The 24,902-nt window shown below is 59.5% G+C and carries 19 protein-coding genes and 1 pseudogene; 3 read left to right on the forward strand and 17 right to left on the reverse strand.

The window, feature by feature from the left end:
* Positions 1–65: 65 nt before the first annotated feature.
* The 8 genes and pseudogenes from JWS10_RS09110 to sucC form a co-directional block, all read right to left on the reverse strand.
* Positions 66–461, reverse strand: a complete 396-nt coding sequence (locus JWS10_RS09110; RefSeq protein ID WP_299480167.1) for an MAPEG family protein — start codon at positions 459–461, stop codon at positions 66–68.
* Between the two features lie 46 nt (positions 462–507).
* A pseudogene (odhB, locus tag JWS10_RS09115) lies at positions 508–1,779 on the reverse strand (2-oxoglutarate dehydrogenase complex dihydrolipoyllysine-residue succinyltransferase); the annotation flags it as partial.
* Positions 1,780–1,806: 27 nt separating this feature from the next.
* Positions 1,807–4,758, reverse strand: coding sequence for a 2-oxoglutarate dehydrogenase E1 component (locus JWS10_RS09120; RefSeq protein WP_299506575.1), 2,952 nt, complete (start codon positions 4,756–4,758; stop codon positions 1,807–1,809).
* A 50-nt stretch (positions 4,759–4,808) separates the two neighbouring features.
* Positions 4,809–5,171, reverse strand: a complete 363-nt coding sequence (locus JWS10_RS09125) for a hypothetical protein (protein WP_299506577.1) — start codon at positions 5,169–5,171, stop codon at positions 4,809–4,811.
* Positions 5,172–5,234: 63 nt separating this feature from the next.
* Positions 5,235–6,119, reverse strand: a complete 885-nt coding sequence (gene sucD, locus JWS10_RS09130; RefSeq protein ID WP_299506578.1) for a succinate--CoA ligase subunit alpha — start codon at positions 6,117–6,119, stop codon at positions 5,235–5,237.
* Positions 6,120–6,209: 90 nt separating this feature from the next.
* Positions 6,210–6,743, reverse strand: coding sequence for a DUF922 domain-containing protein (locus tag JWS10_RS09135; protein ID WP_299506581.1), 534 nt, complete (start codon positions 6,741–6,743; stop codon positions 6,210–6,212).
* Between the two features lie 55 nt (positions 6,744–6,798).
* Positions 6,799–7,275 carry a hypothetical protein gene (locus JWS10_RS09140; protein WP_299506583.1) on the reverse strand — a complete coding sequence of 159 codons (477 nt, stop codon included), beginning with the start codon at positions 7,273–7,275 and terminating at the stop codon, positions 6,799–6,801.
* Positions 7,272–8,465, reverse strand: a complete 1,194-nt coding sequence (gene sucC, locus JWS10_RS09145) for an ADP-forming succinate--CoA ligase subunit beta (protein ID WP_299506585.1) — start codon at positions 8,463–8,465, stop codon at positions 7,272–7,274. The genes JWS10_RS09140 and sucC overlap by 4 nt, the downstream gene beginning before the upstream one ends.
* A 219-nt stretch (positions 8,466–8,684) precedes the next feature.
* Here sucC and JWS10_RS09150 point away from each other — a divergent pair, with 219 nt between their 5' ends.
* Entirely contained in the window at positions 8,685–9,680 is a 996-nt protein-coding gene (locus JWS10_RS09150; protein WP_299506587.1) for a glycosyltransferase family 2 protein, read from the forward strand.
* Between the two features lie 2 nt (positions 9,681–9,682).
* Here JWS10_RS09150 and JWS10_RS09155 read toward each other — a convergent pair whose 3' ends face one another.
* From JWS10_RS09155 to pepT, 3 genes are all read right to left on the reverse strand, one after another.
* The gene (locus JWS10_RS09155) at positions 9,683–10,879 is read right to left on the reverse strand and encodes a hypothetical protein (RefSeq protein ID WP_299506589.1); all 1,197 of its coding nucleotides are present in this window, start codon (positions 10,877–10,879) and stop codon (positions 9,683–9,685) included.
* Positions 10,880–10,993: 114 nt separating this feature from the next.
* A complete protein-coding gene (locus JWS10_RS09160) occupies positions 10,994–11,665 on the reverse strand; it encodes a class I SAM-dependent methyltransferase (protein ID WP_299506592.1) in 672 nt (223 codons plus the stop codon).
* Positions 11,666–11,745: 80 nt separating this feature from the next.
* Positions 11,746–12,999, reverse strand: coding sequence for a peptidase T (pepT, locus tag JWS10_RS09165; protein WP_299506594.1), 1,254 nt, complete (start codon positions 12,997–12,999; stop codon positions 11,746–11,748).
* A gap of 349 nt (positions 13,000–13,348) precedes the next feature.
* Between pepT and JWS10_RS09170 the strand changes: the two genes are divergently transcribed.
* Positions 13,349–13,969, forward strand: coding sequence for a DedA family protein (locus JWS10_RS09170; protein ID WP_299506596.1), 621 nt, complete (start codon positions 13,349–13,351; stop codon positions 13,967–13,969).
* On the opposite strand, the gene JWS10_RS09175 is transcribed toward JWS10_RS09170, so the two are convergent.
* The 6 genes from JWS10_RS09175 to JWS10_RS09200 form a co-directional block, all read right to left on the reverse strand.
* On the reverse strand, positions 13,966–14,670 hold the full coding sequence (locus tag JWS10_RS09175) for an endonuclease/exonuclease/phosphatase family protein (RefSeq protein WP_299506598.1): 705 nt from the start codon (positions 14,668–14,670) through the stop codon (positions 13,966–13,968). The two genes, JWS10_RS09170 and JWS10_RS09175, sit on opposite strands and share 4 nt — an antisense overlap.
* A 52-nt stretch (positions 14,671–14,722) precedes the next feature.
* Positions 14,723–16,069, reverse strand: a complete 1,347-nt coding sequence (locus JWS10_RS09180; RefSeq protein ID WP_299506600.1) for a phospholipase D-like domain-containing protein — start codon at positions 16,067–16,069, stop codon at positions 14,723–14,725.
* A 251-nt stretch (positions 16,070–16,320) separates the two neighbouring features.
* Complete coding sequence (locus JWS10_RS09185; protein WP_299506602.1) at positions 16,321–17,424, reverse strand: glycoside hydrolase family 3 N-terminal domain-containing protein; 1,104 nt, start codon at positions 17,422–17,424, stop codon at positions 16,321–16,323.
* A gap of 121 nt (positions 17,425–17,545) precedes the next feature.
* On the reverse strand, positions 17,546–21,427 hold the full coding sequence (locus tag JWS10_RS09190; protein ID WP_299506605.1) for an amino acid adenylation domain-containing protein: 3,882 nt from the start codon (positions 21,425–21,427) through the stop codon (positions 17,546–17,548).
* Positions 21,420–21,983, reverse strand: a complete 564-nt coding sequence (locus JWS10_RS09195) for a YdcF family protein (protein WP_299506607.1) — start codon at positions 21,981–21,983, stop codon at positions 21,420–21,422. The genes JWS10_RS09190 and JWS10_RS09195 overlap by 8 nt, the downstream gene beginning before the upstream one ends.
* 256 nt (positions 21,984–22,239) lie before the next feature.
* The gene (locus JWS10_RS09200) at positions 22,240–23,148 is read right to left on the reverse strand and encodes a LysR substrate-binding domain-containing protein (RefSeq protein WP_299506608.1); all 909 of its coding nucleotides are present in this window, start codon (positions 23,146–23,148) and stop codon (positions 22,240–22,242) included.
* A gap of 202 nt (positions 23,149–23,350) precedes the next feature.
* Between JWS10_RS09200 and JWS10_RS09205 the strand changes: the two genes are divergently transcribed.
* A complete protein-coding gene (locus JWS10_RS09205; RefSeq protein WP_299506610.1) occupies positions 23,351–24,874 on the forward strand; it encodes a trimethylamine methyltransferase family protein in 1,524 nt (507 codons plus the stop codon).
* Positions 24,875–24,902: the final 28 nt, after the last annotated feature.

Here is a 24,902-nt window from a genome sequence, read left to right on the forward strand (position 1 = left end):
TAATTATATGGAAACGGGCCATTAAACGGCCATTTAACGGCCATACGATTTAGCTGATCGAAAACTTAGATCAGCGCCGCGATAATCATCGTGATGGTGGCGATAAAGCCCACCGCCCAGATTGCCGAGCGCCATGGTGCCCAGCCAAACGCGTAGGCCGGGACGTAGAGCACGCGGGCGGCGAGGTAGGCATAGGCGGCGTATTGCGTCACGGTCGTCGATTGGTTGCCGAGGGTGACGACCAGCACGGCGATGGTGAACAGGGCCAGCGCCTCAAAATGGTTTTGCAGGGCGCGTTGCAGACGACCCGTGGTGATCGAGAGCGGCCGCGGCGGTGGGGTGTCGCGCGGGCTGGAGGTGTAGGTGCGGCCAAGCTCCATATTGGCGGGCATGGCGAACAGGCCGAACTGCACGACTTGCAGCAGGCCAGCGAGGGCGAGGGTGGTGAGTTCTGGGGTCATTGGGTCATCTCGCTATTGAGGGGCGGGTTTTATCCCGCCCATTAAATCACAAATCCATCAACAACCGACGCGGATCTTCCAGCGCCTCTTTCACTCGCACCAAGAACGTCACCGCTCCCTTGCCGTCCACCACCCGATGATCGTAGCTCAGAGCCAGATACATCATCGGGCGGATGACGATTTGGCCTGCGACGACGACCGGGCGGTCTTGGATTTTGTGCATGCCAAGGATGCCTGATTGCGGCGGGTTCAGGATCGGCGAGGACATCAGCGAGCCGTAGACGCCGCCGTTCGAGATGGTGAACGAGCCGCCCTGCATCTCGGCCATGGAGAGTTTGCCATCGCGGGCGCGCAGGCCCAGTTCCGAGATTTTCTTCTCAATTGCCGCAAAGCCCATCTGGTCGGCATCGCGCACGACGGGCACCACAAGGCCGTTCGGGGAGCCGACGGCAACGCCCATGTGGACGTAGTTTTTGTAGACGACGTCTTGGCCGTCAATCTCGGCGTTGACCTCGGGGATTTCCTTCAAAGCATGGGTGCAGGCTTTGACGAAAAACGACATGAAGCCGAGTTTAACGCCGTGTTTCTTCTCGAATATGTCTTTGTATTCGTTGCGCAATCCCATGATCGACGACATATCCACTTCGTTGTAAGTGGTCAGCATCGCGGCGGTGTTTTGCGCATCTTTCAGGCGGCGCGCGATGGTGGCGCGCAGGCGGGTCATCTTGACGCGTTCCTCGCGGGCGGCATCGTCAGCCGGGATCGGAGCGCGCGGAATTGCAGCAGGCGCGGGGGCGGCGGTGATCGGAGCGGTGGCGGCAGTGCGCGCCACGTCTTCCTTCATCACCCGGCCATCGCGGCCAGTGCCTTGGACTTGATCGGGGGTGAGGCCAGCTTCCTCCATCGCCTTCTTGGCGGAAGGCGCGTTTTCGACGTCACGCGGGGTGATGACTTCGGGGCCATCGCCGGGCGAGCCGACCAATGCAGCGGCGATCGATTTCGGCTCCTCCGCCTTGGCGGGGATCGTCGGGACTGCAGCGGCCGGGGTTGCGGCGGGCGTGGCTGTGCCAGTCGCACCCTCGGTCACAATCGCCAGCCGCGCGTTGGCAGCGACGGTTGTGCCTTCGGGGGCAAGGATTTCCGCCAGCACGCCTGCCACCGGCGAGGGCACTTCGACCGAGACTTTATCGGTCTCAAGTTCGCACAGCATCTCATCCAGCTTGACCGTATCGCCCGGCTTTTTGAACCAAGTCGAAACCGTGGCTTCCGAGACGCTTTCGCCCAAAGAGGGCACCATTACATCCGTCATTTCATTCTCCTGTGCGCGTCGGCGCTGGGTATTGGGTCAGCCGAGCGCTTCGTTGACCAGGGTTTGCTGTTCGTATTTATGCTTAGATGCCAAGCCAGTCGCAGGCGAAGCCGAAGCTGCGCGGCCTGCATAGCGGGGCCGGGTGTTGGTGGCGCCGATGCTGATCAGCAACGATTCCAGTTCCGGCTCAATATGTGACCAAGCGCCCATGTTTTTCGGCTCCTCTTGGCACCAGACCCATTCGGCAGCTTTGAAGCGCGAGAGTTCAGCCGTCAGCGACTGCTTCGGCACCGGATAAAGCTGCTCAACCCGCAGCAGATAGGTGTCGGTGATGCCGCGCGCGTCGCGTTCGGCCAGCAGGTCGTAGTAGACCTTGCCCGAGCAGAGCACGACACGTTTGATCTGGTCATCCGCGTTCAGTTTGGTTTCCGAATGGCCCTTCTGCGCATCATCCCACAAAACGCGGTGGAAATAGCTGCCATCGGTGAAATCGGACGCATCAGACACCGCCATCGGGTGACGCAGCAGCGATTTCGGCGTCATCAGGATCAGCGGTTTGCGGAAATCGCGGTGCAGCTGGCGGCGCAGGATGTGGAAGTAGTTCGAGGGCGTGGTGCAGTTTGCCACGATCCAGTTGTCATGCGCCGACATCTGCAAGAAGCGTTCCAACCGCGCCGAGGAGTGTTCCGGGCCTTGGCCTTCATAACCGTGCGGCAAAAGACACACGAGGCCGGACATCCGCAGCCATTTGCTCTCACCCGAGTTGATGAACTGGTCGAACATGATCTGCGCGCCGTTGGCGAAATCGCCAAATTGGGCTTCCCACATCGTCAGAGCGTTGGGTTCGGACAGCGAATAGCCGTATTCAAAGCCCAAAACCGCATATTCCGACAGCATCGAGTCGATGACTTCATAGCGCGCTTGGCCGGGGCGGATGTGGTTCAGCGGGTAGTGCCGTTCCTCGGTGGTCTGGTCGATGAAGGCCGAATGGCGCTGGCTAAAGGTGCCACGGGTGCAATCCTGACCCGATAGGCGCACCGGGAAGCCTTCGACTTGCAAGGAGCCAAACGCAAGCGCTTCGGCGGTGGACCAATCGAAGCCCGCGCCAGTTTCGAACATTTTCTTTTTGGACTCAAGCTGGCGCGCGACGGTTTTGTGAATGTCAAAACCTTCGGGAATGCGGGTCAAAGCGGCACCGATTTCGGCCATCGTCTCGGGTTTGATCCAAGTATCGCCGCGTTGATAATTGTCGAGGTCTTTGGTTTTCATCGCCTTCCAGCGACCGTCCAGCCAATCGGCTTTGTTGGGCTTGTAGTCTTTGCCGACTTCAAATTCTTCATTCAGGCGGGCTTGGAATGCCGCCTTCATATCCTCAATCTCGCCTTCCGGGATCAGGCCATCGGCAACCAAACGGTCGGTGTAAAGCTGCAAAGTGGTCTTTTGCTTGCGGATCGTGGTGTACATCGCCGGGTTGGTGAACATCGGCTCGTCGCCTTCGTTGTGACCAAAGCGGCGGTAGCAGAAGATATCCAACACCACGTCTTTATGGAAGGTCTGGCGGAACTCGGTGGCAACTTTCGCTGCATGAACAACGGCTTCCGGGTCATCACCATTCACATGGAAGATCGGCGCTTCGACCATCAAGGCGATATCGGTGGGGTAGGGGCTGGAGCGGCTGTAGGCCGGGGCGGTGGTAAAGCCGATCTGGTTGTTCACGATGATATGCATGGTGCCGCCGGTGCGGTGGCCTTTCAGCCCCGACAGACCAAAACATTCGGCAATAACGCCTTGGCCCGCAAAGGCCGCATCACCGTGCAGCAGAACCGGCAGCACTTGGCTGCGCTCGCTATCGCCAAACTGATCTTGCTTGGCGCGCACTTTGCCCAAGACCACTGGGTTCACCGCCTCCAAATGCGAGGGGTTTGCGGTCAGCGAAAGGTGAACCGTGTTGCCGTCAAAGGTGCGGTCGCTGGACGCGCCAAGGTGATATTTCACGTCGCCCGAGCCATCGACGTCTTCCGGCTTATAGCTGCCGCCTTGGAATTCGTTGAAAATCGCGCGGTAGGGTTTTTGCAGCACGTTCGAGAGCACGTTCAGGCGGCCCCGGTGCGGCATCCCGAAAATCACCTCGCGCACGCCCATCGCGCCGCCACGTTTGATGATCGCTTCCATCGCCGGGATCAGTGCTTCGGCCCCGTCAAGACCGAACCGTTTGGTGCCCATGTATTTAACATGGAGGAACTTTTCGTAGCCCTCAGCCTCAACCAGTTTGTTCAAGATGGCCTTGCGACCCTCACGGGTGAACTGGATTTCCTTGCCGTAACCTTCGATGCGCTCTTTGAGCCACGCCGATTGAGCGGGGTCGGAGATGTGCATGAATTGCAGCGCGAAGGTGCCGCAATAGGTGCGCTTCACGATGTCGATGATCTGGCGCATCGAGGCAACGTCTAGCCCCAGCACGTTGTCGATGAAGATCGGGCGATCCATATCGGATTCTTCAAAGCCGTAGGAAATCGGCTCCAACTCGGGGTGATTGCCGCGATCGGTCATACCCAGCGGGTCAAGATCGGCGGCAAGGTGGCCGCGAATACGGTAGGCGCGGATGATCATGATGGCGCGGATGCTATCTAGCACGGCGCGCTGCACCTGCGCATCGGTCAGGCTGACGCCTTTTTCGGCGGCCTTCTCGGCGATTTTCTTGCCAGCGCCTTTGGGTTCAGGAGCCACCGGCCATTCGCCCGTCATCGCCCCGGTCATATCATCCGAAGGCGTCGGCGGCCAGTCGGCGCGGCCCCACGACGGCCCGGTGGCCTGCCGTTTGGCATCCATCTCTGGCTCTGCCAGCGAGCGGAAGAAATCCGCCCATTGCGCATCGACCGACGCCGGGTTGGCGGCGTAGTTCGCTGCGAGTTGGTCGATATAATCCGCATTCGCGCCTTGCAGGAAGCTAGAGGCGTGGAATTGCGAGTTGGGGGATTGTTCGGTCATTTGGATGCCTCACCTTGAAGGAAGCTTGAAAAAAAATGCAGTGTATGGGTTCACTTGCAGCGCACCATCAGCTTGCGGACACCTGGCATAGTGTCAGGATGCTCCAACGCCTTGTCCTCGGCGGAAACGAGGTTTTTGCCATAGAACGCACAGATGCGCGCAGGGGCCGCATCAAGCTGGGCGCGGTTTATGTTCTGAGCATAGTAGAAAACGTCATAGAGCATTTGGCCACCGCCGTCCGATATGCCTTGTATTGCTAGCAGCGCCGACCTGTCGATGCCAGACGCGGCCTCAACGCTGCTGGACACAGTATCAACCTTTGTCTGCGTGGTGGAGGGGGCCGGAACACATGCCGCCAAGATCGCGGTTGCGAATGCCAGCACACCAGCATGCTTCAGGAAGATTTTTCTCATGGTTACTTTTCTACCTTTCTCAATTGACGCCTCTTTCATAGCTACAAGAGAGGTTTCAAAACATTACTTTCCAATCGCCGCCAGCACGGCCTCGCCCAAGGTCGCTGGGCTGTCGGCTACGATGATGCCGGCCATTTTCATCGCCTCGATCTTCGATTGGGCGTCGCCTTTGCCGCCTGCGACGATGGCTCCTGCGTGGCCCATGCGGCGGCCTTCGGGTGCGGTGCGGCCTGCGATGAAGCCAGCGGTGGGTTTCCAGCGGCCGCGTTTCTTCTCATCGGCAAGGAACTGGGCTGCGTCTTCTTCCGCAGCGCCGCCAATTTCACCGATCATGATGATCGAATGGGTGTCGGGGTCGGCGAGGAACATCTCAAGGATATCAATGTGTTCCGAGCCCTTGATCGGATCGCCGCCGATGCCGACAGCCGAGGATTGGCCTAAGCCTACGTCGGTGGTCTGCTTGACGGCCTCATAAGTCAGCGTGCCGGAGCGTGACACCACCCCGACCGAGCCCTTCGAGAAAATGCTGCCCGGCATGATGCCGATTTTGCATTCTCCGGGGGTCATCACACCGGGGCAGTTCGGCCCGATCAGGCGGGATTTCGAGTTGATCAGCGCGCGCTTCACCTTCATCATATCCAGCACCGGGATGCCTTCGGTGATGCAAACGATCAATTCCATCTCGGCATCAATCGCCTCAAGAATGCTGTCCGCGGCGAAGGGCGGCGGCACGTAGATCACGCTGGCATTGGCACCCGTGACCGCGCGGGCCTCGTGAACAGAGTCGAACACCGGCAGGTTGAGGTGGCTGGAACCGCCCTTGCCGGGGGTGACGCCGCCGACCATTTTGGTGCCGTAAGCGATGGCTTGTTCAGAGTGGAACGTGCCTTGGCTGCCAGTGAAGCCTTGGCAGATGACGCGGGTGTTCGAGTTTACAAGTACGGCCATTAGCGCGTTCCTTCGATGGTCAATCTTTTGCGGGCGAGGCCGGAGGCGTTGGCCTTGATGAGTTCGGTGGCGGAGGCGGGGCGCAGCGATCTAGGGTTCGACAAGATAGACCCCCTGCTGGTAGCCGTGTTCGGTTTCGTCGTCGTAGTCGATGCCAGCTTGGGTAAAGCTGGCATGGATGCGTTTGGTGTTGGCGGGGCAGCCAGCATCTGCGACGGCTTCGGCAAAGTTCAGACCGATGCGGACATGGCCGAGTTCATGGTCGAGCAGGGCGGTCGCCATGCGGTCAAATTCTTCAGCCTGAACCTCGGTCAGATCGGCGTCGTCGGCGAGTTCGGGCATGGTGATTTCAGCGGTAACACTGGTTTCGCAAGCACCGTTCCAGTTGGCATACCAATTTGTAAACGCCCAATAGCCCTTAGGCCCACCGGATTCCATCTGCGCCTGCACCTCTGCCAGCGATGATCCGGTGACTTGGTAGGTGGAGACGTCGATCTCGGCCTCATCATAGATATCAGCGTGGGCGGGGCTAACGAGGGCCAACGCTGCCAGCACCGCAAAGCCAGCCCGCGCGCGGATAAGGCGCGGGTTAGGTTGGGGGTGTTGGGTGGCGGTGGAGGTCATGGTGGTCCTTGGAGTGAGGCGGTTGGGTAGTGATCGGCCGGATTCCGCCCGTCGTTTATTCTTTCGGTGTCGCCTCAAACCTCACGCCACTGTCGCTATCAGAGCCGCAGGTCGGGTCGTTGCCAGCCGAGGTGATGGTGGCGCTTACTCCGGTGTCGAAATCAAGCCGAGTGCAGCCCATGTCATCCTTTGAGTAGACAAACGGCGCGCCTTCTACGCCGCCAAGTGCTGCGGCAAGGATTTCCGACGCGGTGGCGCTGTCAACACTGCCGCTTTCGACATGGCAGAAAGATCCCTCGGCCATGTAGACAATCGTGTCATTGCCGACACCGGGATAGAAATAGACCAAACCTTCTTCGCCTTCGTCATTGCGTGTCCAGCTTAGACTGGTCAGCATGGCTTCGGTCAGATCAACTTGGTTGCCGCCCGACATGCACGCCATGTAGCCTTCAACCAATTGGCTGTGCGGATCGGCGTCTTGCGCCGCGGCCGAGCCTGCCAACAGCGCAAAAATGGCGGCGCTTCGGATCATCCCTTCACAGCCTTAACAATCTTCTGCGCGGCGTCGCTCAGGTTATCCGCAGCGATCACGTTCAGCCCCGAATTGCGGATGATGTCTTTACCCAACTCCACGTTGGTGCCTTCAAGGCGGACCACCAGCGGCACCTTGAGGCCGACTTCTTTTACCGCGGCTATCACGCCTTCGGCGATGATGTCGCAGCGCATGATGCCGCCGAAGATGTTGACGAGGATGCCTTTGACTTGCGGGTCAGAGGTGATGATTTTGAATGCCTCGGTGACTTTTTCTTTGGTGGCACCGCCGCCGACGTCGAGGAAGTTGGCAGGCTCGGCACCATACAGCTTGATGATGTCCATCGTCGCCATCGCGAGGCCAGCGCCGTTGACCATGCAGCCGATTTCGCCATCCAGCGCGATGTAGTTCAGATCGAATTTCGAGGCGGCGAGTTCTTTCGGATCTTCCTCGGTCTCATCGCGCAGGGCGGCTATATCGGGGTGGCGATACATCGCGTTGCCGTCAAAGCTCATCTTCGCGTCGAGCAGTTTCAGGTTGCCATCGGTCATCACCACCAGCGGGTTAATCTCTAGCATGTCCATGTCTTTTTCGACGAACAGACGGTAGAGGTTCTTCACGATTCCAACGCATTGCTTGACTTGAGCGCCTTCCAGACCCAGCACGAAAGCGACGCGGCGGCCGTGGAAATCGGAATAGCCAGTGGCAGGATCAACGTCGAACGAGATGATCTTGTCGGGGGTGTTGTGGGCAACGTCTTCGATTGACATGCCGCCTTCGGTCGAGACCACAAACGAAATCCGGCTGGAGTTACGGTCAATCAGCATGGCGAGGTAAAGCTCGCGGGCAATATCGCTGCCGTCTTCGATATAGATTCGGTTGACCTGTTTGCCCGCAGGACCGGTCTGCTCTGTCACCAACGTGCGGCCAAGCATTTGGCGCGCAAATTCAGCAGCCTCCCCCACCGAGCGGGCCAGACGGACGCCACCTTTTTCACCAGCCTCAGCTTCCTTGAAGTGGCCCTTACCGCGACCACCCGCATGGATTTGCGCCTTGACCACCCAGAGCGGGCCGTCGAGTTCGCCCGCCGCAGATTTGGCATCTTCTGCCTTGGTTACGGCGCGGCCATCGGATACCGGAATGCCGTAGCTGCGCAGCAGGGCCTTGGCCTGGTATTCATGGATGTTCATGGATCTGTCCCATCAGCTTGGATTTGCAGGTGGTGTGGCATAAATATGGGCATTAAGAAAACCGGAAAGAACAGGCACTGGCAGAAAACCGACATTTGTGATCACACGCAAAAAAATTGTGATCACACGTATGGAAATGTTAAGAATATCAAGGCTTGCCGTTGGCGCTAACGCTCGGCATGTTGTGGTTAAGATATAGTACGGGATGGCAACAGTTCGATGAAACCCAGTTGGGCCGTGGTGACGACGGCGGATGAACCTGCCGCTCTGGTGGCAACTTTTGCCGCGCATCATCTGGCTCAGGGTGCAGCAGCGGTGCATGTGTTCCTTGATCAGCCCGACCCAGAGGCGGAGGCGATGCTGGCGCATCTGCCCGCATGTGAGGTGACTGTTTGCGATGCATCCTATTGGGCGGCGAGCAAAAAGCGCAAGCGCCCCGAGGTGCATACGGCGCGGCAGATTTATAACGCGCAGCAGGTTTATGCCAAGACCGAGGCCGAATGGGTGCTGCATTGCGACGCCGATGAGTTTCTTCTTGACGGGCTGGCGGCGCGCAAGGCGTTGGCTGAAGCGCCCGATGCGGCGATGTATATGCGGCTGTTGGTGGCCGAGCGGGCATATCCCGATGGCGTGGTCGGAGCCGATATATTCGCGGGTGTATTTCGCTATGCTTTGCGGGATTACAGCCAAACCGGGCCGCAGGTGTATGGCGAAATGGCCGATTTTTTCCATTTTGGGCTGACCGGGCATAAGGCCGGCAAGGCTTTTGTGCGGACGGGCGCGGCGCTGAAAATGGGGCTACATGCGCCGAAGGATAAGCCGCCGCATAAGGTGATCCAGACCACGCGGCTTTTGCATTTCGACGGGCTGACCAAGCTGCATTTCACCCTGAAACTGCTGCGTCGGGCGCATGAGCCTTTGCACAAAACCAATGATCGGCATGGAGTGGCGCGTAGCACGCAGTTTTCGTCGCTGCGCGAGGCGATAAGCGATGTGCCCCTGAGGGAGACACTGGTGTCAGTGCTGAAAAGTCTAGATCGAGAGCAGATCGCGCAGTTGCGCGACTTGGGCAGCTTGGATGAGGCGGGGTTTGACCCCCGCACGATTTTGGCTGCCGCCGGGTTATGCCCGGATTTGTCGGTAGAGGCGTTTGATGTTGCTTTGCGCCAGCGCTACGGTGGGTTTTTGCAGCAATATGCGCCGGATTTGGCTTGAGTTTAGTTCAGGTAGAACGACAGCAGCATCGCCTCGCCGCCCATCATCTGCTCAAAAGCGTTCCAGTTCTGGTCGCTGACGAGCTGGCCTTGCTCGAGATACGGCGTTGCGGCCCAGCCTTGGACCCAGCCTGCAAGATCGGCGGGGCGTGGATCGCTGAACACTTTGGCAATGTTCACCCCGGCCGCGCCGTCTTGCCGCCAATAGGGTGCGAGTTTGCTGCCGTTGAGCAAAGCTTCGGCATCGTCCAACACCGCAAGCCACGCCGTACCGGTTCCGGGCGGCAAAGCCACCCCTAACGCGGATTGCTGTTTGTCGTTTGGCAACCATTCGGCGGCATTGTCGGATTCCATGGCGACCTCGGCCCAGAAACGGCGATTGTCGGCAATCATCGCCAAGAAGTGGCCGTGGGCGGTGGTCATGCGGGCGGCGTCGGGGGTTTGTTGCAGGGAGGCGATGGCGATGGCGATCACGTCAACCTCGTCCATCCCTTGCGTGCCGGTTCCGGTGAGAAAGCTAGGGGTGACGCCGCCGAGGCTTTGCAATTTTGCCCTGGCTTGCAGGATGCGGTCGATTGGTTCGGTCGGGTCATAGGCCAGAACGACGTTGCTGATACCTTGCAGAAGGTGGGTGTAAGCTTGCAGCCAAGCGGCATCGGCTGCGTCGAACTTTACAACCGGGGCGGGGGTGGCGGGATCACGGCCGTCCCATTGCCAACCCATCAGCATCGGGCCGAGCACCGCCATCGCGTCTTCGCCGGTATCGCGGGTTTTGTTGGCGTTGATGTCAAACCACAGATCGGCGAAGTTGATTTCGACAGTGAAATCAGAATGTTCTTTGATCTCGGCCAGCGGAGCGCGGGCGGCTTCAAGTTTTTCATCCATGGTGCGGAACAAATCGGAAATCATCGAAGGCTGGAAAGCGACGGGGTTCGGGTTATCCTCTAGCGGTAAGCGCAGGAATGGCAGCATACCGGTCTGATCTGTTATTCCGGCGCTATAGCGCAGTTGCAGGGCTGCCTCGACGGTGCTCAGAAAGCGCACCCCACCAAGCGCAAAACGGTCGGCATCGGTGAGGCTGGGCAGGGCCGCGAGGCGCGCCTCGGTGGCGGTGAGACCTTTGCTGCCGATCTCGACGCTGAGGGTTTCGGCGTGGACGGGTGCTGCACAACACAGCAGCAGGGGCAGCAGAATACGCATGGAAGTCTCCAAATTGATTTCGCGCAAAAGCTGCGCTGGGCTGCACAATGATCTGGCGCAAAATGCGCTTAGCGGGGGTAATGCGCAACTGCGGGATTCCAGACCTACGGCAGGTTAAGCGGGGCTGGCGATAAACAGCACTTGGCCACGTGGCAGGCGGGTTTGGTGTTGATCGACATCGAAGCCCGAGGCGCGGGTGAGGTAAAGCACGTCGTCCGCCAGCATATGATAGGGCGCGCGCGTATCATGCGTCACCACGCCGTCGGGCTGCTTCACCGGGAGCAGGCTTTGTGCTGCATCGGGGGCGAGGAAGACGGTGAACAACAGCTTTTGCAGGCGGGGGAAGCGGGCGCGGGTCTGGATCAGCGCGCGGCGCAGATGGTTGGCGGGCAGGTGAGTGAACACGGCGAAGGCAAGCGCGTGGGTTATAGTGTCGGGCACGCCGGGGAAGGTGAAATTGGCGTCCTCGATCAAATGGTCGGGGTTTAGGCGGGATTTATCAGTGATTTCGGTGTCATAGCCGCGTTTGAGCAGCGCGCCAGAAAGGTCGGTTGCCCAGTAATGGCCAGGATTTAGGTAAAGAGCGGCCTTGCAACCGAGACGCAGCGAGCCTGCGCCGATGTCGAGGAAATGGTGGTCGGGTTGCAGGCCCGCGTCGAGCATTAGCGCCATTTGAATGCGGCCAGTCTCGTCCCAGCGGCCGCCGACGATATCGCGGTGACGGCCTTTGGCGAGGGCGTCGGTGTAGAAATCGGGCGCGTGATAGGGGGAGATGTGCTGGGTCATCTGGTCTTTCTGGGCAGGCGCCGGGGTTTCACACCCCGGACCCCCTTGGGATATTTGAGCACAGAGGATGACAATTAGAATTAAGTTTTGGCGGTTGCGGCTTGCTGGACGAGGGCGAGGCAGAATTGGGTGGCTTGGCCCATATCCTGCACGGAAATCCATTCGAGGGGGCCGTGGATGTTTTGCATTCCGGTGAACAGGTTGGGGCAGGGGATGCCCATCTCGGTCAGCCGAGAGCCGTCGGTGCCGCCGCGGATTGGGACGGAAACTGGTTCGATGCCGATGCTGCGGGCAGCGGTGCGGGCGAGATCGACTGGGGTCATGTCCTTTTCCAGCCAATAGCGCATGTTGCGGTATTGCGGCTTGATCGTGCAGGTGATTTCGGCGCGTGGTTCGGTTGCGGCGACGGTGGCGCAGACTTGCTGGAGGAGTTGGCCTTTGGTGGCGAGGCCGTCGAGTTCGAAGTCGCGCAGGATGAATTTCAGCGTCATCTCGGACGAGCCGCCGGTCATTTCGGTGGCGTGGATGAAGCCCTCACGGTCTTCGGTGGTTTCGGGCGTCAGGGTGGCCTGCGGCAGGGTTTGGATGATTTTCGCGGCGAGGTGGATGGCGTTGACGAGTTTATCTTTGGCGTTGCCGGGGTGGATCGACACACCTTGGATGGTGACGGTAGCGCCGTCTGCCGAGAAGCTTTCGTATTCGATCTCACCCACGGCACCACCATCGAAGGTATAGGCGAAGGAGGCGTCAAGATCGGCGGGCAGGCGGGCGTGGACGCCGCGGCCGATTTCCTCATCCGGGGTGAAGGCGATGCGCAGGGTGGGGTGGGGGATTTCGGGATTGGCGAGCAGGTGGCGTGCGGCGGTCATAAGGATTGCGACGCCCGCTTTATCGTCGCCGCCCAGCAGGGTGAGGCCGGAAGCGGTGATGATGTCATGGCCACGTTTGGTGGCGAGATAGGGAGACTGTTCGGGGGTGAGGGTGAGCGCGGGGTTGTCGGGGAAGCTGATCGGGCCGCCGTTGTAGCCTCTGATTACGCGGGGTTTTACGCCCGTCGCGTTGAATTGGGGGGTGGTGTCGATATGGGCGAGTAGGGCGATGGTGGGGAGTTTTTCGGCATCAGGAGCGGTGGCGGGGATGGTGGCGATGACGGTGCCGTAGTCGGTGAGTGTGACGTCGGTGGCACCGATCTCGCGGAGTTCGGACTCTAGCAGGCGCAGGATATTCCACTGGAAATCGGTGGAGGGCGAGGTGGGCGAATTGTCGTCGGACTGGCTGTCGATGGCCGCGTAGCGGGTCAGGCGGGTTTCGAGTTCGGCGTGGAAATCGGTCATTTTGGCCTCCGAAGATTTGAGGCGATTTTGGCGGGAGGGAGCGGCGAAAGTCAAGCGGGCTTGGGGTGGTCCCGAATGGGAGTGGCGATAAATGCTTTGTTAATCAACCAGTTGGGGTTTTTGTTAAGGGTTTGTTGGGGGTTCTTTACTGGCAGTTTGGTTTGGGTTGGGCGGGTGGAAGCCTCCGGCGGGAATATTTTTACCAGTATGAAAGGCAAATTTTAGGTAATTTGTAGAGGCTTTTAGCGGAGTGGTTTGCGCAAGTGTGCAGCGAATTTGACTGTCGGTGGTTTGCCCGTGTGCTTAGGATGCGAGCGCGGCGGTGAACTGACAGCGGGAGAAGCGGGTTATGGAGTGGATCACCGGGCATGTCATGGCGCTGATTGAGCACTATGGCGCGGCGGCGCTGTTTGTCTCGCTGACGCTGGAGACATTGGGGCTGCCGTTGCCGGGGGAAAGCGCGTTGATCGTGGCTTCGACACTCGCCGGGGTTGGCAAGATCAGCCTGTGGTCAGTGGCGATTGCGGCTTGGTGCGGTGCGGTGCTGGGTGACAATATCGCCTATGTCATCGGGCGCAGGTATGGTCGGTCGGCTGTGACGCGGTATGGCGCGCGGTTTGGCATCACTGAAAGCCGTTATGCGCGGGTCGAGGCGGTATTCGCGCGCTTTGGGCCGCTGATGGTGATTGCGGCGCGGTTTATCGTGTTGTTGCGGCAGATGAACGGCTTGGTGGCGGGCACGGCCAATATGCATTGGCTAACGTTCGCTGTGTCAAACGTCATTGGTGCGGCGATTTGGGTCGGGTTTTGGACGACATTGGCCTATCACTTCGGGCACTCAACGGCGATTTTGCCGTTCATCGGTCGGCATGTTGGGATGGTGGCCTCGGTTTTGATGGCGGGGGTGTTGCTTGGGTTGCTGCTCGGTTATTTCAGGTCACGGCGGCAGGATCGCGAGGCTAAACTTTAAGCGGCGGCTTGTAGGGTCAGATTGGCGACCAAGGGCAGGTGATCAGAGGCGCGTCTCGACTCGGGCGTCAGGGCTGCCGCGATGCTGTGCAAGGTGAATTCGTCGGTCACGGCGATGCGGTCAAGCGCGCCGACCGGGTGACGGGCGTGAAAGGTCGGCGGGCTGGGCAGCACGGTATATTCGGCGCCAAGCCCCGCCAGATGCGCCACGTCGGACCATTCGTTGAAATCGCCCGCAATCAGCCGTGCGCTGATGTGGGCATGTTCGGCAAAGTGGCGCAGGGCCGCGAGTTGGCGTCGGCGAGAGGCGCGGATCAGGCCAAGGTGGGTGCCAACCACTCTGATCACCCGGCCTTGTACTGCGAGATCGGCCATCACCGCGCCGCGCGGCTCTAGCCCTGGCAGATCGGTGTGAGCAGTGGCCAGCACGTCAATACCGTCACGGATCAGGATCGCATTGCCGTGCCTGCCCAAGCTGTCGCGGTCGTCATCGAAGCTGATGGCACGAAACGGCTGGCCTTCAAACAACGCCGCAGGCAGGGCAGAGGGGCGCTGGCCCAACCGCATATCAGCCTCCTGCAGCAGAATGATATCGGCATCCAGAGCTGCGATGACCCGGAGCGTGCGCTCGGGATCACGGCGACGGTCGTTGCCGAGCGCCTTGCGGATATTGTAGGTGGCGATGCGCAGAGGAAAATCCATTGCGGGTCGGTTTCCTATGTAAGCCGATAGGCGGTGGGTGGCTGGATTTGTGTCATAGCATTGGGGCTCCCAACCGGAAAATGCTTTCGGCACAGCGGCGGGGCAGGCTGGGGATCAGCACGCCAGGCTCGCACAGTGGCGCTAACCCGGTGAACCACGCCTGCAGAGTAATCACAGTTGCCGCATCATACAGCATCAGCGCGGTCTCGAAGTTCAGCAGCATAGAGCGGACGTCGAAATTGGCCGATCCAATCCAAGCCATATCGTCAATCATCCCCGCTTTGGCGTGCAGCATCACCTTGCGCAGCCGCAATATGGTGCAGCCTGCCGCATCAAGATCGCGCAGATAGGCTCCGCGTGCGAGATCGGTGATCCATTGGTTTGAAGTCTGCGGCAGCATCACCCTTACATCTACTCCACGTCGGGATGCGGTGATCAGTGCCTGTTGCAGCGCCTCGGTCGGCAGAAAGTACGGGGTGGTGATCCAGACCGAGCGTTCGGCGCGGTGGATGCCATAGACCAACGCATCATGCAGCGCATCGTCAGGCGTATCGGGGCCCGACGGCACCAGTTGCGCGGTAACGGCTCCATCGGCCGGGCTGTGACTGATCAGCGTGCCGGGCGGGGTGCCGACCACATCCCAATCGGCGGCGAACACGTCGATATAGCTTTGCACTGCCGGGCCTTGCAGGGTGAAGCTGAGGTCGATCCAGTCGTGGCCCTCGGCAAGGTAGGCGTCGCCGATGTTGCGGCCACCGGCCCAGACCGTGTTGAGATCGGCGACCACCATTTTGCGGTGGTTGCGTAGGTTGAGATGGCCATTGTCGGGGCGGTGCAGGAACGGCGAGAAATAGCGCAGTTTCGCGCCGGCTGCCAGCAGACGTGCAAGCTCGGCTTTTGGGCGGTGCAGCGCGCCGAGCCTGTCCAATATCAGATGCACCGCGACACCGGCTTTGGCGCGGGCAATCAGGGCTTCGACAAAAGCGTGCCCTGTGGCGTCGTTATCAAGCAGGTAAAAGGTGATATCGAGGCGGGTCTGCGCTTGCAAGATGGTGGCCATCAGCGCCGTCTGCGCTTGCGTTGGGGTGAAGTGCAGCGTGAGGCTGTTGCCTTCCGAGGCGGCGGGGATGCCGAAGGCTTGCAGGGCTTTGGCGATGGGCTGAGGGTTTGCGGCTGGATGGGTGGCTGGCGAGAACCGAATTGGCGGGAAGCGGCCAGCCTGTTTGCGAAAGCCGAGCGCCAGAAACAGGGGGATCGCAAGGTAAGGGATCAGCAGGATGAACAGCACCCACGCCGCAGCAGATTGTGGGGTGCGGCGCTGTTGCAGCACGAACAACATCGCGACGCCAACCATCGCAATGCTGAGCACAACCAATATATGCGAGGCGAGCCAGATCATTGCGTTCTCTCATTGTTGGCGGGCATTTAGGGCAGAGGTAGAGCGCAGCTATAGCGGGATTTGCCTAGCACGTGTTGATCGGAAAACAACTATGCTTCAGCGATGTAGGTGGCCTCTGCACCGAAATCCGATTTAGCGATACGATACGATAAGGTTTGGGATCGGGAGCAGAGACCTCCGTAGCGCGGATGTCATCGCTAACTTGGCCCGCAATCAGCGCTTTGGGGTTGGCACCGCTTCGACGCTGCCGCTTAGCAGTGGGGGCAGGGAGGAGGCGTTTTCGGTTTGTCAGGGGCATTTCGCCTGAGCTGTCGACGGATTGCGCGCACGCGCTCGGCTGCAGCGATGATGCGCGCTTCGTTTAGAACGCCGTCGGCAATGGCCTCCCGCACCCAGCCCACGGCTTTTTGAGGCAGGAGAGGATCATATCCAAACAGATTTTTAATCATGATCAGATCATTTCCCGCAGCAAGAGCCTGAACGAACGCCTGTTTCCTGCGCATCAGATGGCTGATAGCGTCCATATCAATATCATCTGTCACGATAACGCCGCTATAGCCCAGTTTTTCGCGCAAAAGCCCGGTCACGATCGGTGCTGAGAGCGTGGCGGCGCGCCCGTCTGGGGCAAGCGCGTCTAGCCGCAGATGGCCCATCATAACCATGCCAGGCGGATGGGACGAGACAAACAACCGCGCGAAGGGCTCCATTTCGACTACGCTCCACCGTGCCGAGATATCCGCTACGCCGTAATGGCTGTCAGCAGCAGAGTGACCATGGCCGGGAAAATGTTTCGCCGCGCAAAAAACGCCGGCGCTGGCGAATCCCGCCACGAAAGCCTCGGCGTAGGCAAGGATCTGGCCGGGGTCCGTGCCATAAGATCGCTTTGGGCGGCCAATGGCGGGATTTGCAGGATCATCAAAATCCAAGACCGGACCCAGATTGAGGTTGAACCCCAAAGCGGCAATCTCGCGGCCCGCGCGCGCATAAGCCTGATGGGCCTGCCGGGGGGAGAGGGTTGCTGCAACGGTGCGGGCGGCTGGCACCCGTGAGGCGCCATGCACTGGCGTTAGGCGCTGAACAACTCCGCCTTCGTGGTCTATGGCAATCAAGGGCTGATTGTCGGCTGCGCGGAACAACGCGATCAGCCCTGTCAACTCTTTGAGGGTGCCAATGTTATGGCGGACAAAAAAGACGCCGCCGACCTCGCCGCGCCGCACCTGTCGCGCCAGCAAGCGCCCCGAGAGAGAGCGAGAGTTCGCACCGTAAAAGCCAACGATCAGCAACTCTGCCACTGCGGCAGCCAAGTCGTCACGGGTCTGGAACAGCCCAAACCAAGCCAGCGGATAGGTGAACATTCCGCGCCCGAAGCCGAAAGCCGCCTTTGCGGCGCGGCGCAACTTTTGCGCGCGGGATTGCGGATTTTTCTGTGTTTGGATCGCGCGCCCGAACAAACCCTTTATGCTTTTTATCGCCAAGTCAGACAGCTTCTAGAATGTTTCTTGTCTGCTGCGACGGTGCCGCAGCAAAATCTTTATCTGTGAAACCTTCGTTACTGCCGCCATGTCCTGACATATGCCGCAAGAGAGCAGCCGCTAGGACAATCACATTCTGCGGAGAGAAATAATGCCCATGCGATCCAGAGATGATTTCGACCTGATGGCCCGCCGGATAGGCCGTTCGGAACAGTTGATCTGGAGCACCCATCTGGCCATAGGGATTGAGATAACTGCTTGCCCCAAAAATCAGCAGCGTTGGTGCGGGATAATGGAAGAACCGCCCCTGTTCCATGAAGATGGTTAAAGCGATCTCACGTCCTTGACGCATCAATTCCAATCCCGCCTCGCGGATCACCAGACCTCCTTGGCAATTTCCTCCAAGATATAAGACGCCGGTCGGGGCTACGGCGCTGATTTCCTCGGCATAAAGCCGTCCAAGCGCCGCAAGGTTGTCGGAGGTGTATTCAACGGCGAGATGGCCCGAGCGGAGGCCAAACACCGATGCCTGCCCTTGCATAGCCGCGCTTAGCGCCGACAATTCGTTGCCCGCTTGGAAACACCAGAATAGCTTGCGGAGGTGCTCTGGTCCGACAGCAATGCGTCTGAGTAATCCAGACTTGCCGCTAGCCTGACCCGGCCAAGTTGCAAGATAAGGTACTATTTTGGTCGCCAGCGCATCTTTTAGCTCTGCCGAGGGCAAGACCTGCGGCATGTGTCGCTGCGCGTCCACCAGCAAGGCCAATGCCTCGACGTTATCAAGGCCCGCCTCGAATCCGGTATCAATCGTCATCGCAAAGGCGTCTTCGATCGCAAAAAGCAGGTTTGCCATCGCCAATGAGTCGACTCCGCAGTCGCCCAAGCTATCGCGAATGCCGCTGACAACATTGGCCCCGATCAGGTCGTCGATGAGCAGCATGATCTTCGCCTCGGTCGGCGTACCAACCGTGCGCGGCTTTGTCGGTTTGGTCAAAGACGGCGGCAGCGGCAAGGCGGTGCGGTCACGTTTGCCATTGGCATTGCGAGGGATCTCTGGGATTGGGAGGAACAGCTGAGGCACCATGTACGACGGCAGGCGTTGCAGCAGCCGTTCGCGCAGTATTGCGGGATCTGGCGCGGCCATCCCCGGTGCCATGACCAGATGCGCGATCAAACGATCCGGGGCATGATCAGAGGAAAGCTGTGATACCACCGCGTCGATCACGCCATGCAGGTCACATATAGCGGCCTCAACTTCGCCGGGTTCGATCCGATAGCCTTTTAATTTCAGCTGGCTGTCCATGCGCCCAAGATAAACAAACTGACCATCCGGACGACATTTGACCCGATCACCGGTGCGATAGATGCGAACTGTGCCCAGACCGGGAAGCTGCACCATGGGAAAGCGCGCGACGGTCAGCTCGCGTTGGTCGCGGTAGGCTTTGGCGAGACCGATGCCGAAAAGACAAAGCTCGCCTTCCTGCCCGGGGGCCACCAAGCCCAGGCTTTCATCCATCACGCAGGCACCCATATTGCGGATCGGCTTGCCGATGGTGACAGGTTCGCCCGGAGTGCAGACCGCGAACAGCGCCTCAATCGTGGCCTCTGTCGGGCCATAGGCGTTGATGAAACAACGTGTGTGGCCCCAGCGCTCGACCAGCGCCGGCGCACAAGCCTCGCCTGCGACAATCACATGGGTCAAGGCCGGATAATCTGCCTGCGGGATAATGGTCAGCGCCGACGGGGTACAGGAAACATGCGTCAGTCGGGCCTGCGCGATAAAGCGGCCGAGGGGAGGGCCGGGCACAGCCATCACATCGGTAGGATAGACAAGGCAAGCGCCGGCGACCAGCGACATCACCATATCCCCCACCGAGGTATCAAAGCCAAAGCCGTTGATTTGCGATACGCGCGACTGAGAATTGATCCCAAACTGATCAAGCGCCGCAAGGGCATAGTTAACCATCGCCCCACGCGAGATTTCGACCGCTTTCGGCTGTCCCGTGGTGCCCGACGTGAAGATCATGTAGGCGAGGCTGTTGGCACAGGCGGGCGGCGGGTGGACCTCAATATGGCGGGCCGCCTCACGCTCGGGCAAAAGGCCACAATTTATAAAGCCAAGCCCCATATCGGGCAGCGCCGGGCTTGCGGCATTGACGATCACCCGGCGCGCGCCGGCGGTTTGCAACATAAAGCGCAGACGTTCCTCGGGTAGGGCCGGATCAAGCGGTACAAAAACCCCGCCTATCCTTAAAATGGCGAGAAACGAGGTGACACGGTCAACACTACGCCCCAGACAAACACCCACACTATCGCCCGCTTTTACGTCGGCGGCGACAAGAACTGCTGAGAGATCTTGGGCGCGGCGTAGAAGATCGGCATAGCTCAGGCTGCGGTGTCCCATTTCCGCCGCAGGGGCCGTGGGATCTGTCAAAGCTCGTCTGGTAATAACTTCCAGTAAGTCAGGCGGAACCGGGTGCTGCTTTCCCATCACGAGGCTGGGTGCGTTAAGAGGCGGGAGCGGGCAACAAAGTGCATCGGCCAGCCACGGGGCGATGCCCGCGCCGCTGGAGCCTGCCATAACAAGAATGGTGTCGCCCGCTTGGCGAACCTTTTGCAACTGCGCCCATAAATCGGACCGGTCGGAAACATGCTGGCAAGAAAGTCTCTGCGCAAGACAGGCTTCGCGTAAGGCGATATTGCCGTCTTGCCCATACGCTGTCTCGCCAAGTGCGGCCAGCGGCAGGATAAAGCTATAGTCGGCCGCCGACAGAGCTTGCGCAAATGCGGCGGCCATCTGGATCACGCGGCTATGTAACTGGGGTTCTAGGACCGTGATCACGCGTCCGGCGGTGGTGCCCCGCACGGCGGCAATCGAAGCCGAAATCTCTGCCGGATGATGCGCGAAATCATCAATGAGGTGGATCTGGCTATTGGTTGAGACGCGTTGCAGCCGCCGCGCGATGCCGGGAAACGTGGTTAAGGCTTTTGCCGCCGTGTTGAAATCTACCCCCAATTTTAGCGCCATTCCCAAAGCCGCCAGAGCATTGAGCAGATTGTGGCGTCCCGCAACTGTGAGCGTCAGAACACCGAGTTCTGCGCCATTCAAAAAGATCGTGCTATGCCCCTGACCGTGCGGAGCCGCGCGTAGTCTGTTTGCCTCGCCAAAGCCGTAGGTGAGCGCGTCGCAACCCGTCTCGGTCAAAATCATTCGGATCGCCGGATCATCGCCACAGGCCACCAGCCTAGCCCCTGAGGGCAGGCGGGATGCGAAAGCGGCGAACGCCTGTTTCAGTCCAGGCAAGCCACCATAATGATCGGCGTGATCGTCATCCACATTGGTCAATATGGCATAATCGGGCCGCCAATGAGCCAAAGCGCCATACGCCTCGCAGGACTCGGTCACAAAGGGTGCAGCGATCTCGCCAAGACGCGCAGGGGCAATATCGCCCGAGGTAAAGGCGCCGCCCAGCATATAGCCGAAATCCCGGCGTCCCGCTGCGTTCAAGAGATGGATGAGCATCGCCGTTGTTGTCGATTTCCCGTGACTGCCCGCCACACAAACCTTTGGCCGATCGGCAATCAGTTCAGCCAAGACCTCGGCACGCACGCGAAGAGGCACGCCCGCACGACGTGCGGCACGGCGTTCGATATGTGTCTGAGGGATTGCCGGGCTCACGACGACACAATCTGTCGCTTCGACATGGGCAGCATCCGGGTCTGAATGGGTGGCGATACCAGAAGCCGCCAAAAGAGCGAGACGTTCGGGTGGACACAAACTGTCGCTGCCCGTTACTTTATGACCCGCTTGATTGAGCAAAAGCGCCAAGGGCAACATGCCGCTGCCGCCGATGCCGACCAAATGCAGCCGCTTTTGCTCAGACATCACTCAAATCCCCTTTCAGTGCGTATGCGCTGATTTTGCCCAGTTCGGCGAAAATCCGTCTTCGCCCCTCCGGGGTCTGCCACCAGGTGTCGGCGGCTAGATCGCCCGGATCGCTCGGTGGCTGGGCGACCAACCGCACCTCGGCTGGGATATGTTGACGAAGCGTCATGATCGCGCGGCGCATGTGAAACGGCTTGGCACATACGGCAATGCTCCGCACGCTCCGCCAGCCAAGTTCTTTTTCGATCATTGCCGCACCAAATGCGGCGTTTTCGAAGGAATTACGCGCGGTTTTTTCGACAAGTATCGCAGATGCTGGCACGCCTGCCGCAACCGCGTGCGCACGGTAAAGCGACCACTCTGGTGAACCGTCAATGGCTGTGCCTGCGCCTGTAATCAAAAGTCGCGGGGTCATTCCTGCGTGGTAAAGCGCGATGGCCGGAACAATGCTGCTAAGGGTTGGACTGCAAAACACAAAGGCCAAGTCCACCGCCTCAACAGGGCTTTTTGCGAACAGAAATGTGCTGATGGCGCTGCGGCTTTCAAATAAATCCATACGGCCACAGAAACTTTCCTATGCGGGCATGATCGGCTTCGGCGAGTTTACGGCTATGGAAACGATGGTTCGCAAAAGACTTCGACAAAATGCAGCTCATCTGTTCCTTACCACCGATCCTTCCATTGTCGATGCAGAGAAACACAACAAACGTCGAGGCGCCGCCCAAAGACAATCAGTAAGGTCCGGTGGACGGGCCGTCGGCAATCCCTGCAAGCGCGCTATGATTTCTTGCGTTGCCCGCGGCGGCAGGCGATTAGTCGATCGATGCTTTGGTGATCCAAGCGATGACCGCAAGCAGCGAGCGTTTACGCGCCTTGCTGTGTGGGTGCGCCAGAAAGTACGGATGGCCCAGATCCAGCGTGACGTCGGAGAGCGGAACCAGTAGGCCCGAGGTTACGTCCGAGGCGGCGAGCATGCGTTGGGCCAGCGCGACCCCCAGACCCCCTCGTGCCATGTCGACGGCGAGGCCGGAGCGGCCGACCTGAATCCCGCCGGTGTCGCTTGGCGGTTTCATTCCGGCTTTCACATACCAGCTGCGCCATGTCGGGTTTGAGCCAAACGCAACGCCCCAACTCGTATGCAAGAGATCGGTCGCAGGCACGGCCAACATGCCCTGATCGCGCACAGACGGGTTGCGCGCCAAATAGGACGGGCTGCACATCGGTTGGACGGTGTCGCGTGCGATAAGAATGACCTGCTGATCAGGATACTGACCCGACCCGTAGCCCAAACGCAGGTCGATGTTGTGGCGGGCAAAATCGACGGGATCGGGTTCGACGCGAAGATCGAAGCGGAACTCTGGATTGATATGGGCGTATCCTGCCAGCCGTGGCAGCAGCCACTTCTCTGCGACCGATTCAATAGTGCTGATCACGAGTTGTGACCGGGAATGATCCAGCATCAATTCGCCCGTCACGTCAGAGATGATCTGCAACGCATCAGCCGTTCCCGCAAACATGGATTGGCCAGCATCGGTCAGGACCACCCGGTTGTTCATCCGCACGAACATTTCCTTGCCCATGAATTCTTCGAGCTTGCGGATATGCTGGCTGATCGCAGCACCTGATACGCCGAGCTCCTCGGCGGCGGCGACATAGCTGCCGGTGCGGGCGGCGGCCTCGAATGCGCGCAGGGCATTTAGCGGGGGCAGCTTTAGCGGCATGGCGGCGGCCTAAGTTTTTCTAAGGGGGCTTGGTTTCATGCATGTGGGTGAATGCGGAACCGTGCAAGCATTTTGACCCTCAGATTAACTATTGCAGGCTAAGATTTAGCCAAGTTGCCAAAGGTTGCGCATTTCATGAGCATCGGGGCTTCATTTAGGAGGTTTTCATGCGCCTATGCGACAGTAACACCGGAAGCGTCAGATGAGCGTAGAGCGGCATGGCCGTCGCAAAATCGCCGGGGTGGCGGCAATTCAACAATCGGAGTGGTCGCAGCCCAAACGGCAGATCGCGCCGACGCGCATTCTGTCAGACGATCATGTGGAAGCGATCCATCTGAAGTCGCTGCAAGTCTTGCAGGATATCGGCATGGATGTGCTTTTGCCGGAAGCCCGCGACATCCTGCAAAACGCGGGGGCTCTGGTCAGCGACGACCGCGTGCGGATCGGGCGGGACATTGTTGAAGCGGCGATGAAAACCCCGCCGTCGGAGTTTACTTTCCACGCCCGCAATCCGGCCCGCAACGTGCAGTTTGGTGGGGATTGGCTGATTTTCGGTCCGGTTGGCGGGCCGCCAAACTGCTCGGATCTGGACCGTGGCAGGCGGTCAGGCAACCTTGAGGACAACGCCAATTTTCTGAAGCTAAGCCAGTTTTTCAACTGCATTCATACCTCCGGCGATGGTTGCGTCGATGCGATGGATTATCCGGTTTCGGTGCGTCAACTGCATGTGATGCACAACAAGCTGCGTTACTCGGACAAGGTGCCCTTCATCTATTCGACCACGCGTCCGGTGTTGATGGACAGTCTTGAGATGGTGCGCCTCGCGCGGGGTGTTTCGCATCAAGAGATGCTGGAACAGCCGTCGGCCTATACCGTGATCAACACCAATTCGCCGCTTAAGCTCGACAGTCCGATGTCGATTGGCATTATTGAAATGGCGCGGATGAACCAGATCTGCGTGGCCACACCGTTCACCTTGGCCGGGGCTATGGCACCGATCACTTTGGCGGGCGCGCTGGTGCAGCAGAATGCCGAGGTGCTTGGCTGCCTTGCGCTGTCACAACTGACTCGACCCGGTGCGCCGTTCGTCTATGGCAGCTTTACCTCGAACGTCGATATGAAATCGGGCGCGCCTGCGTTTGGTACGCCGGAATATATGAAAGCGACCATCGCGGGGGGTCAACTCGCGCGGCGGTACGGGCTGCCCTACCGCACGTCTAGTGCCAATGCCGCCAACGCGCTGGACGCGCAGGCAGCTTATGAGACGGTGTTTTCGCTGTGGGCGGCGATCATGGGCGGTGGCAATCTGATCGTTCATGCGGCGGGATGGCTGGAAGGCGGGCTGGTTGCCTCGTTCGAGAAGTTCGCGCTGGACGTCGAGTTGCTGCAGATGGTGGCGGAGTTCCTGAAGCCCATCGTGGTCGATGAGGACAGCATGGGGCTGGACGCGATGCTTGAAGTCGGGCCGGGCGGGCACTTCTTTGGCGCGCAGCATACGCTGTCGCGCTATGCGACCGAGTTTTATCAGCCGCTGATCTCCGATTGGCGAAATTATAACCAATGGGTTGAGGCGGGGTCGCCTCAGGTGCCGGAAAAAGCCAATGCGCTGTGGAAAGCCGCGTTGGCCGAGTACCGCGCACCTTGGATGGACCCGGCACAGGCTGCCGATCTGGATGCGTTCTTTTACCGTCGATTGGCCGAGGGTGGACAGCCGACGGATTTTTGAAACCCGACTGCTGGCTCAGATTTTCTTG

The organism is Cypionkella sp. (assembly GCF_028290025.1).
Lineage (GTDB): Bacteria > Pseudomonadota > Alphaproteobacteria > Rhodobacterales > Rhodobacteraceae > Cypionkella.

What these genes read in the sequence shown, in the direction of transcription:
- sucC (WP_299506585.1), bottom strand. Translation starts at nt 8,465, where the DNA reads ATGAACATCCATGAATACCAGGCCAAGGCCCTGCTGCGCAGCTACGGC.
- JWS10_RS09185 (WP_299506602.1), bottom strand. Translation starts at nt 17,424, where the DNA reads ATGTTCACCTATCCGCTGGCTTGGTTTGGGCTGTTCCAGACCCGTGAC.
- JWS10_RS09205 (WP_299506610.1), top strand. Translation starts at nt 23,351, where the DNA reads ATGAGCGTAGAGCGGCATGGCCGTCGCAAAATCGCCGGGGTGGCGGCA.
- JWS10_RS09135 (WP_299506581.1), bottom strand. Translation starts at nt 6,743, where the DNA reads ATGACCTCCACCGCCACCCAACACCCCCAACCTAACCCGCGCCTTATC.
- sucD (WP_299506578.1), bottom strand. Translation starts at nt 6,119, where the DNA reads ATGGCCGTACTTGTAAACTCGAACACCCGCGTCATCTGCCAAGGCTTC.
- JWS10_RS09175 (WP_299506598.1), bottom strand. Translation starts at nt 14,670, where the DNA reads ATGGATTTTCCTCTGCGCATCGCCACCTACAATATCCGCAAGGCGCTC.
- JWS10_RS09125 (WP_299506577.1), bottom strand. Translation starts at nt 5,171, where the DNA reads ATGAGAAAAATCTTCCTGAAGCATGCTGGTGTGCTGGCATTCGCAACC.
- JWS10_RS09170 (WP_299506596.1), top strand. Translation starts at nt 13,349, where the DNA reads ATGGAGTGGATCACCGGGCATGTCATGGCGCTGATTGAGCACTATGGC.
- JWS10_RS09155 (WP_299506589.1), bottom strand. Translation starts at nt 10,879, where the DNA reads ATGCGTATTCTGCTGCCCCTGCTGCTGTGTTGTGCAGCACCCGTCCAC.
- JWS10_RS09120 (WP_299506575.1), bottom strand. Translation starts at nt 4,758, where the DNA reads ATGACCGAACAATCCCCCAACTCGCAATTCCACGCCTCTAGCTTCCTG.
- JWS10_RS09190 (WP_299506605.1), bottom strand. Translation starts at nt 21,427, where the DNA reads ATGTCTGAGCAAAAGCGGCTGCATTTGGTCGGCATCGGCGGCAGCGGC.
- JWS10_RS09160 (WP_299506592.1), bottom strand. Translation starts at nt 11,665, where the DNA reads ATGACCCAGCACATCTCCCCCTATCACGCGCCCGATTTCTACACCGAC.
- JWS10_RS09200 (WP_299506608.1), bottom strand. Translation starts at nt 23,148, where the DNA reads ATGCCGCTAAAGCTGCCCCCGCTAAATGCCCTGCGCGCATTCGAGGCC.
- JWS10_RS09150 (WP_299506587.1), top strand. Translation starts at nt 8,685, where the DNA reads ATGAAACCCAGTTGGGCCGTGGTGACGACGGCGGATGAACCTGCCGCT.
- JWS10_RS09195 (WP_299506607.1), bottom strand. Translation starts at nt 21,983, where the DNA reads ATGGATTTATTTGAAAGCCGCAGCGCCATCAGCACATTTCTGTTCGCA.
- JWS10_RS09180 (WP_299506600.1), bottom strand. Translation starts at nt 16,069, where the DNA reads ATGATCTGGCTCGCCTCGCATATATTGGTTGTGCTCAGCATTGCGATG.
- JWS10_RS09110 (WP_299480167.1), bottom strand. Translation starts at nt 461, where the DNA reads ATGACCCCAGAACTCACCACCCTCGCCCTCGCTGGCCTGCTGCAAGTC.
- pepT (WP_299506594.1), bottom strand. Translation starts at nt 12,999, where the DNA reads ATGACCGATTTCCACGCCGAACTCGAAACCCGCCTGACCCGCTACGCG.
- JWS10_RS09140 (WP_299506583.1), bottom strand. Translation starts at nt 7,275, where the DNA reads ATGATCCGAAGCGCCGCCATTTTTGCGCTGTTGGCAGGCTCGGCCGCG.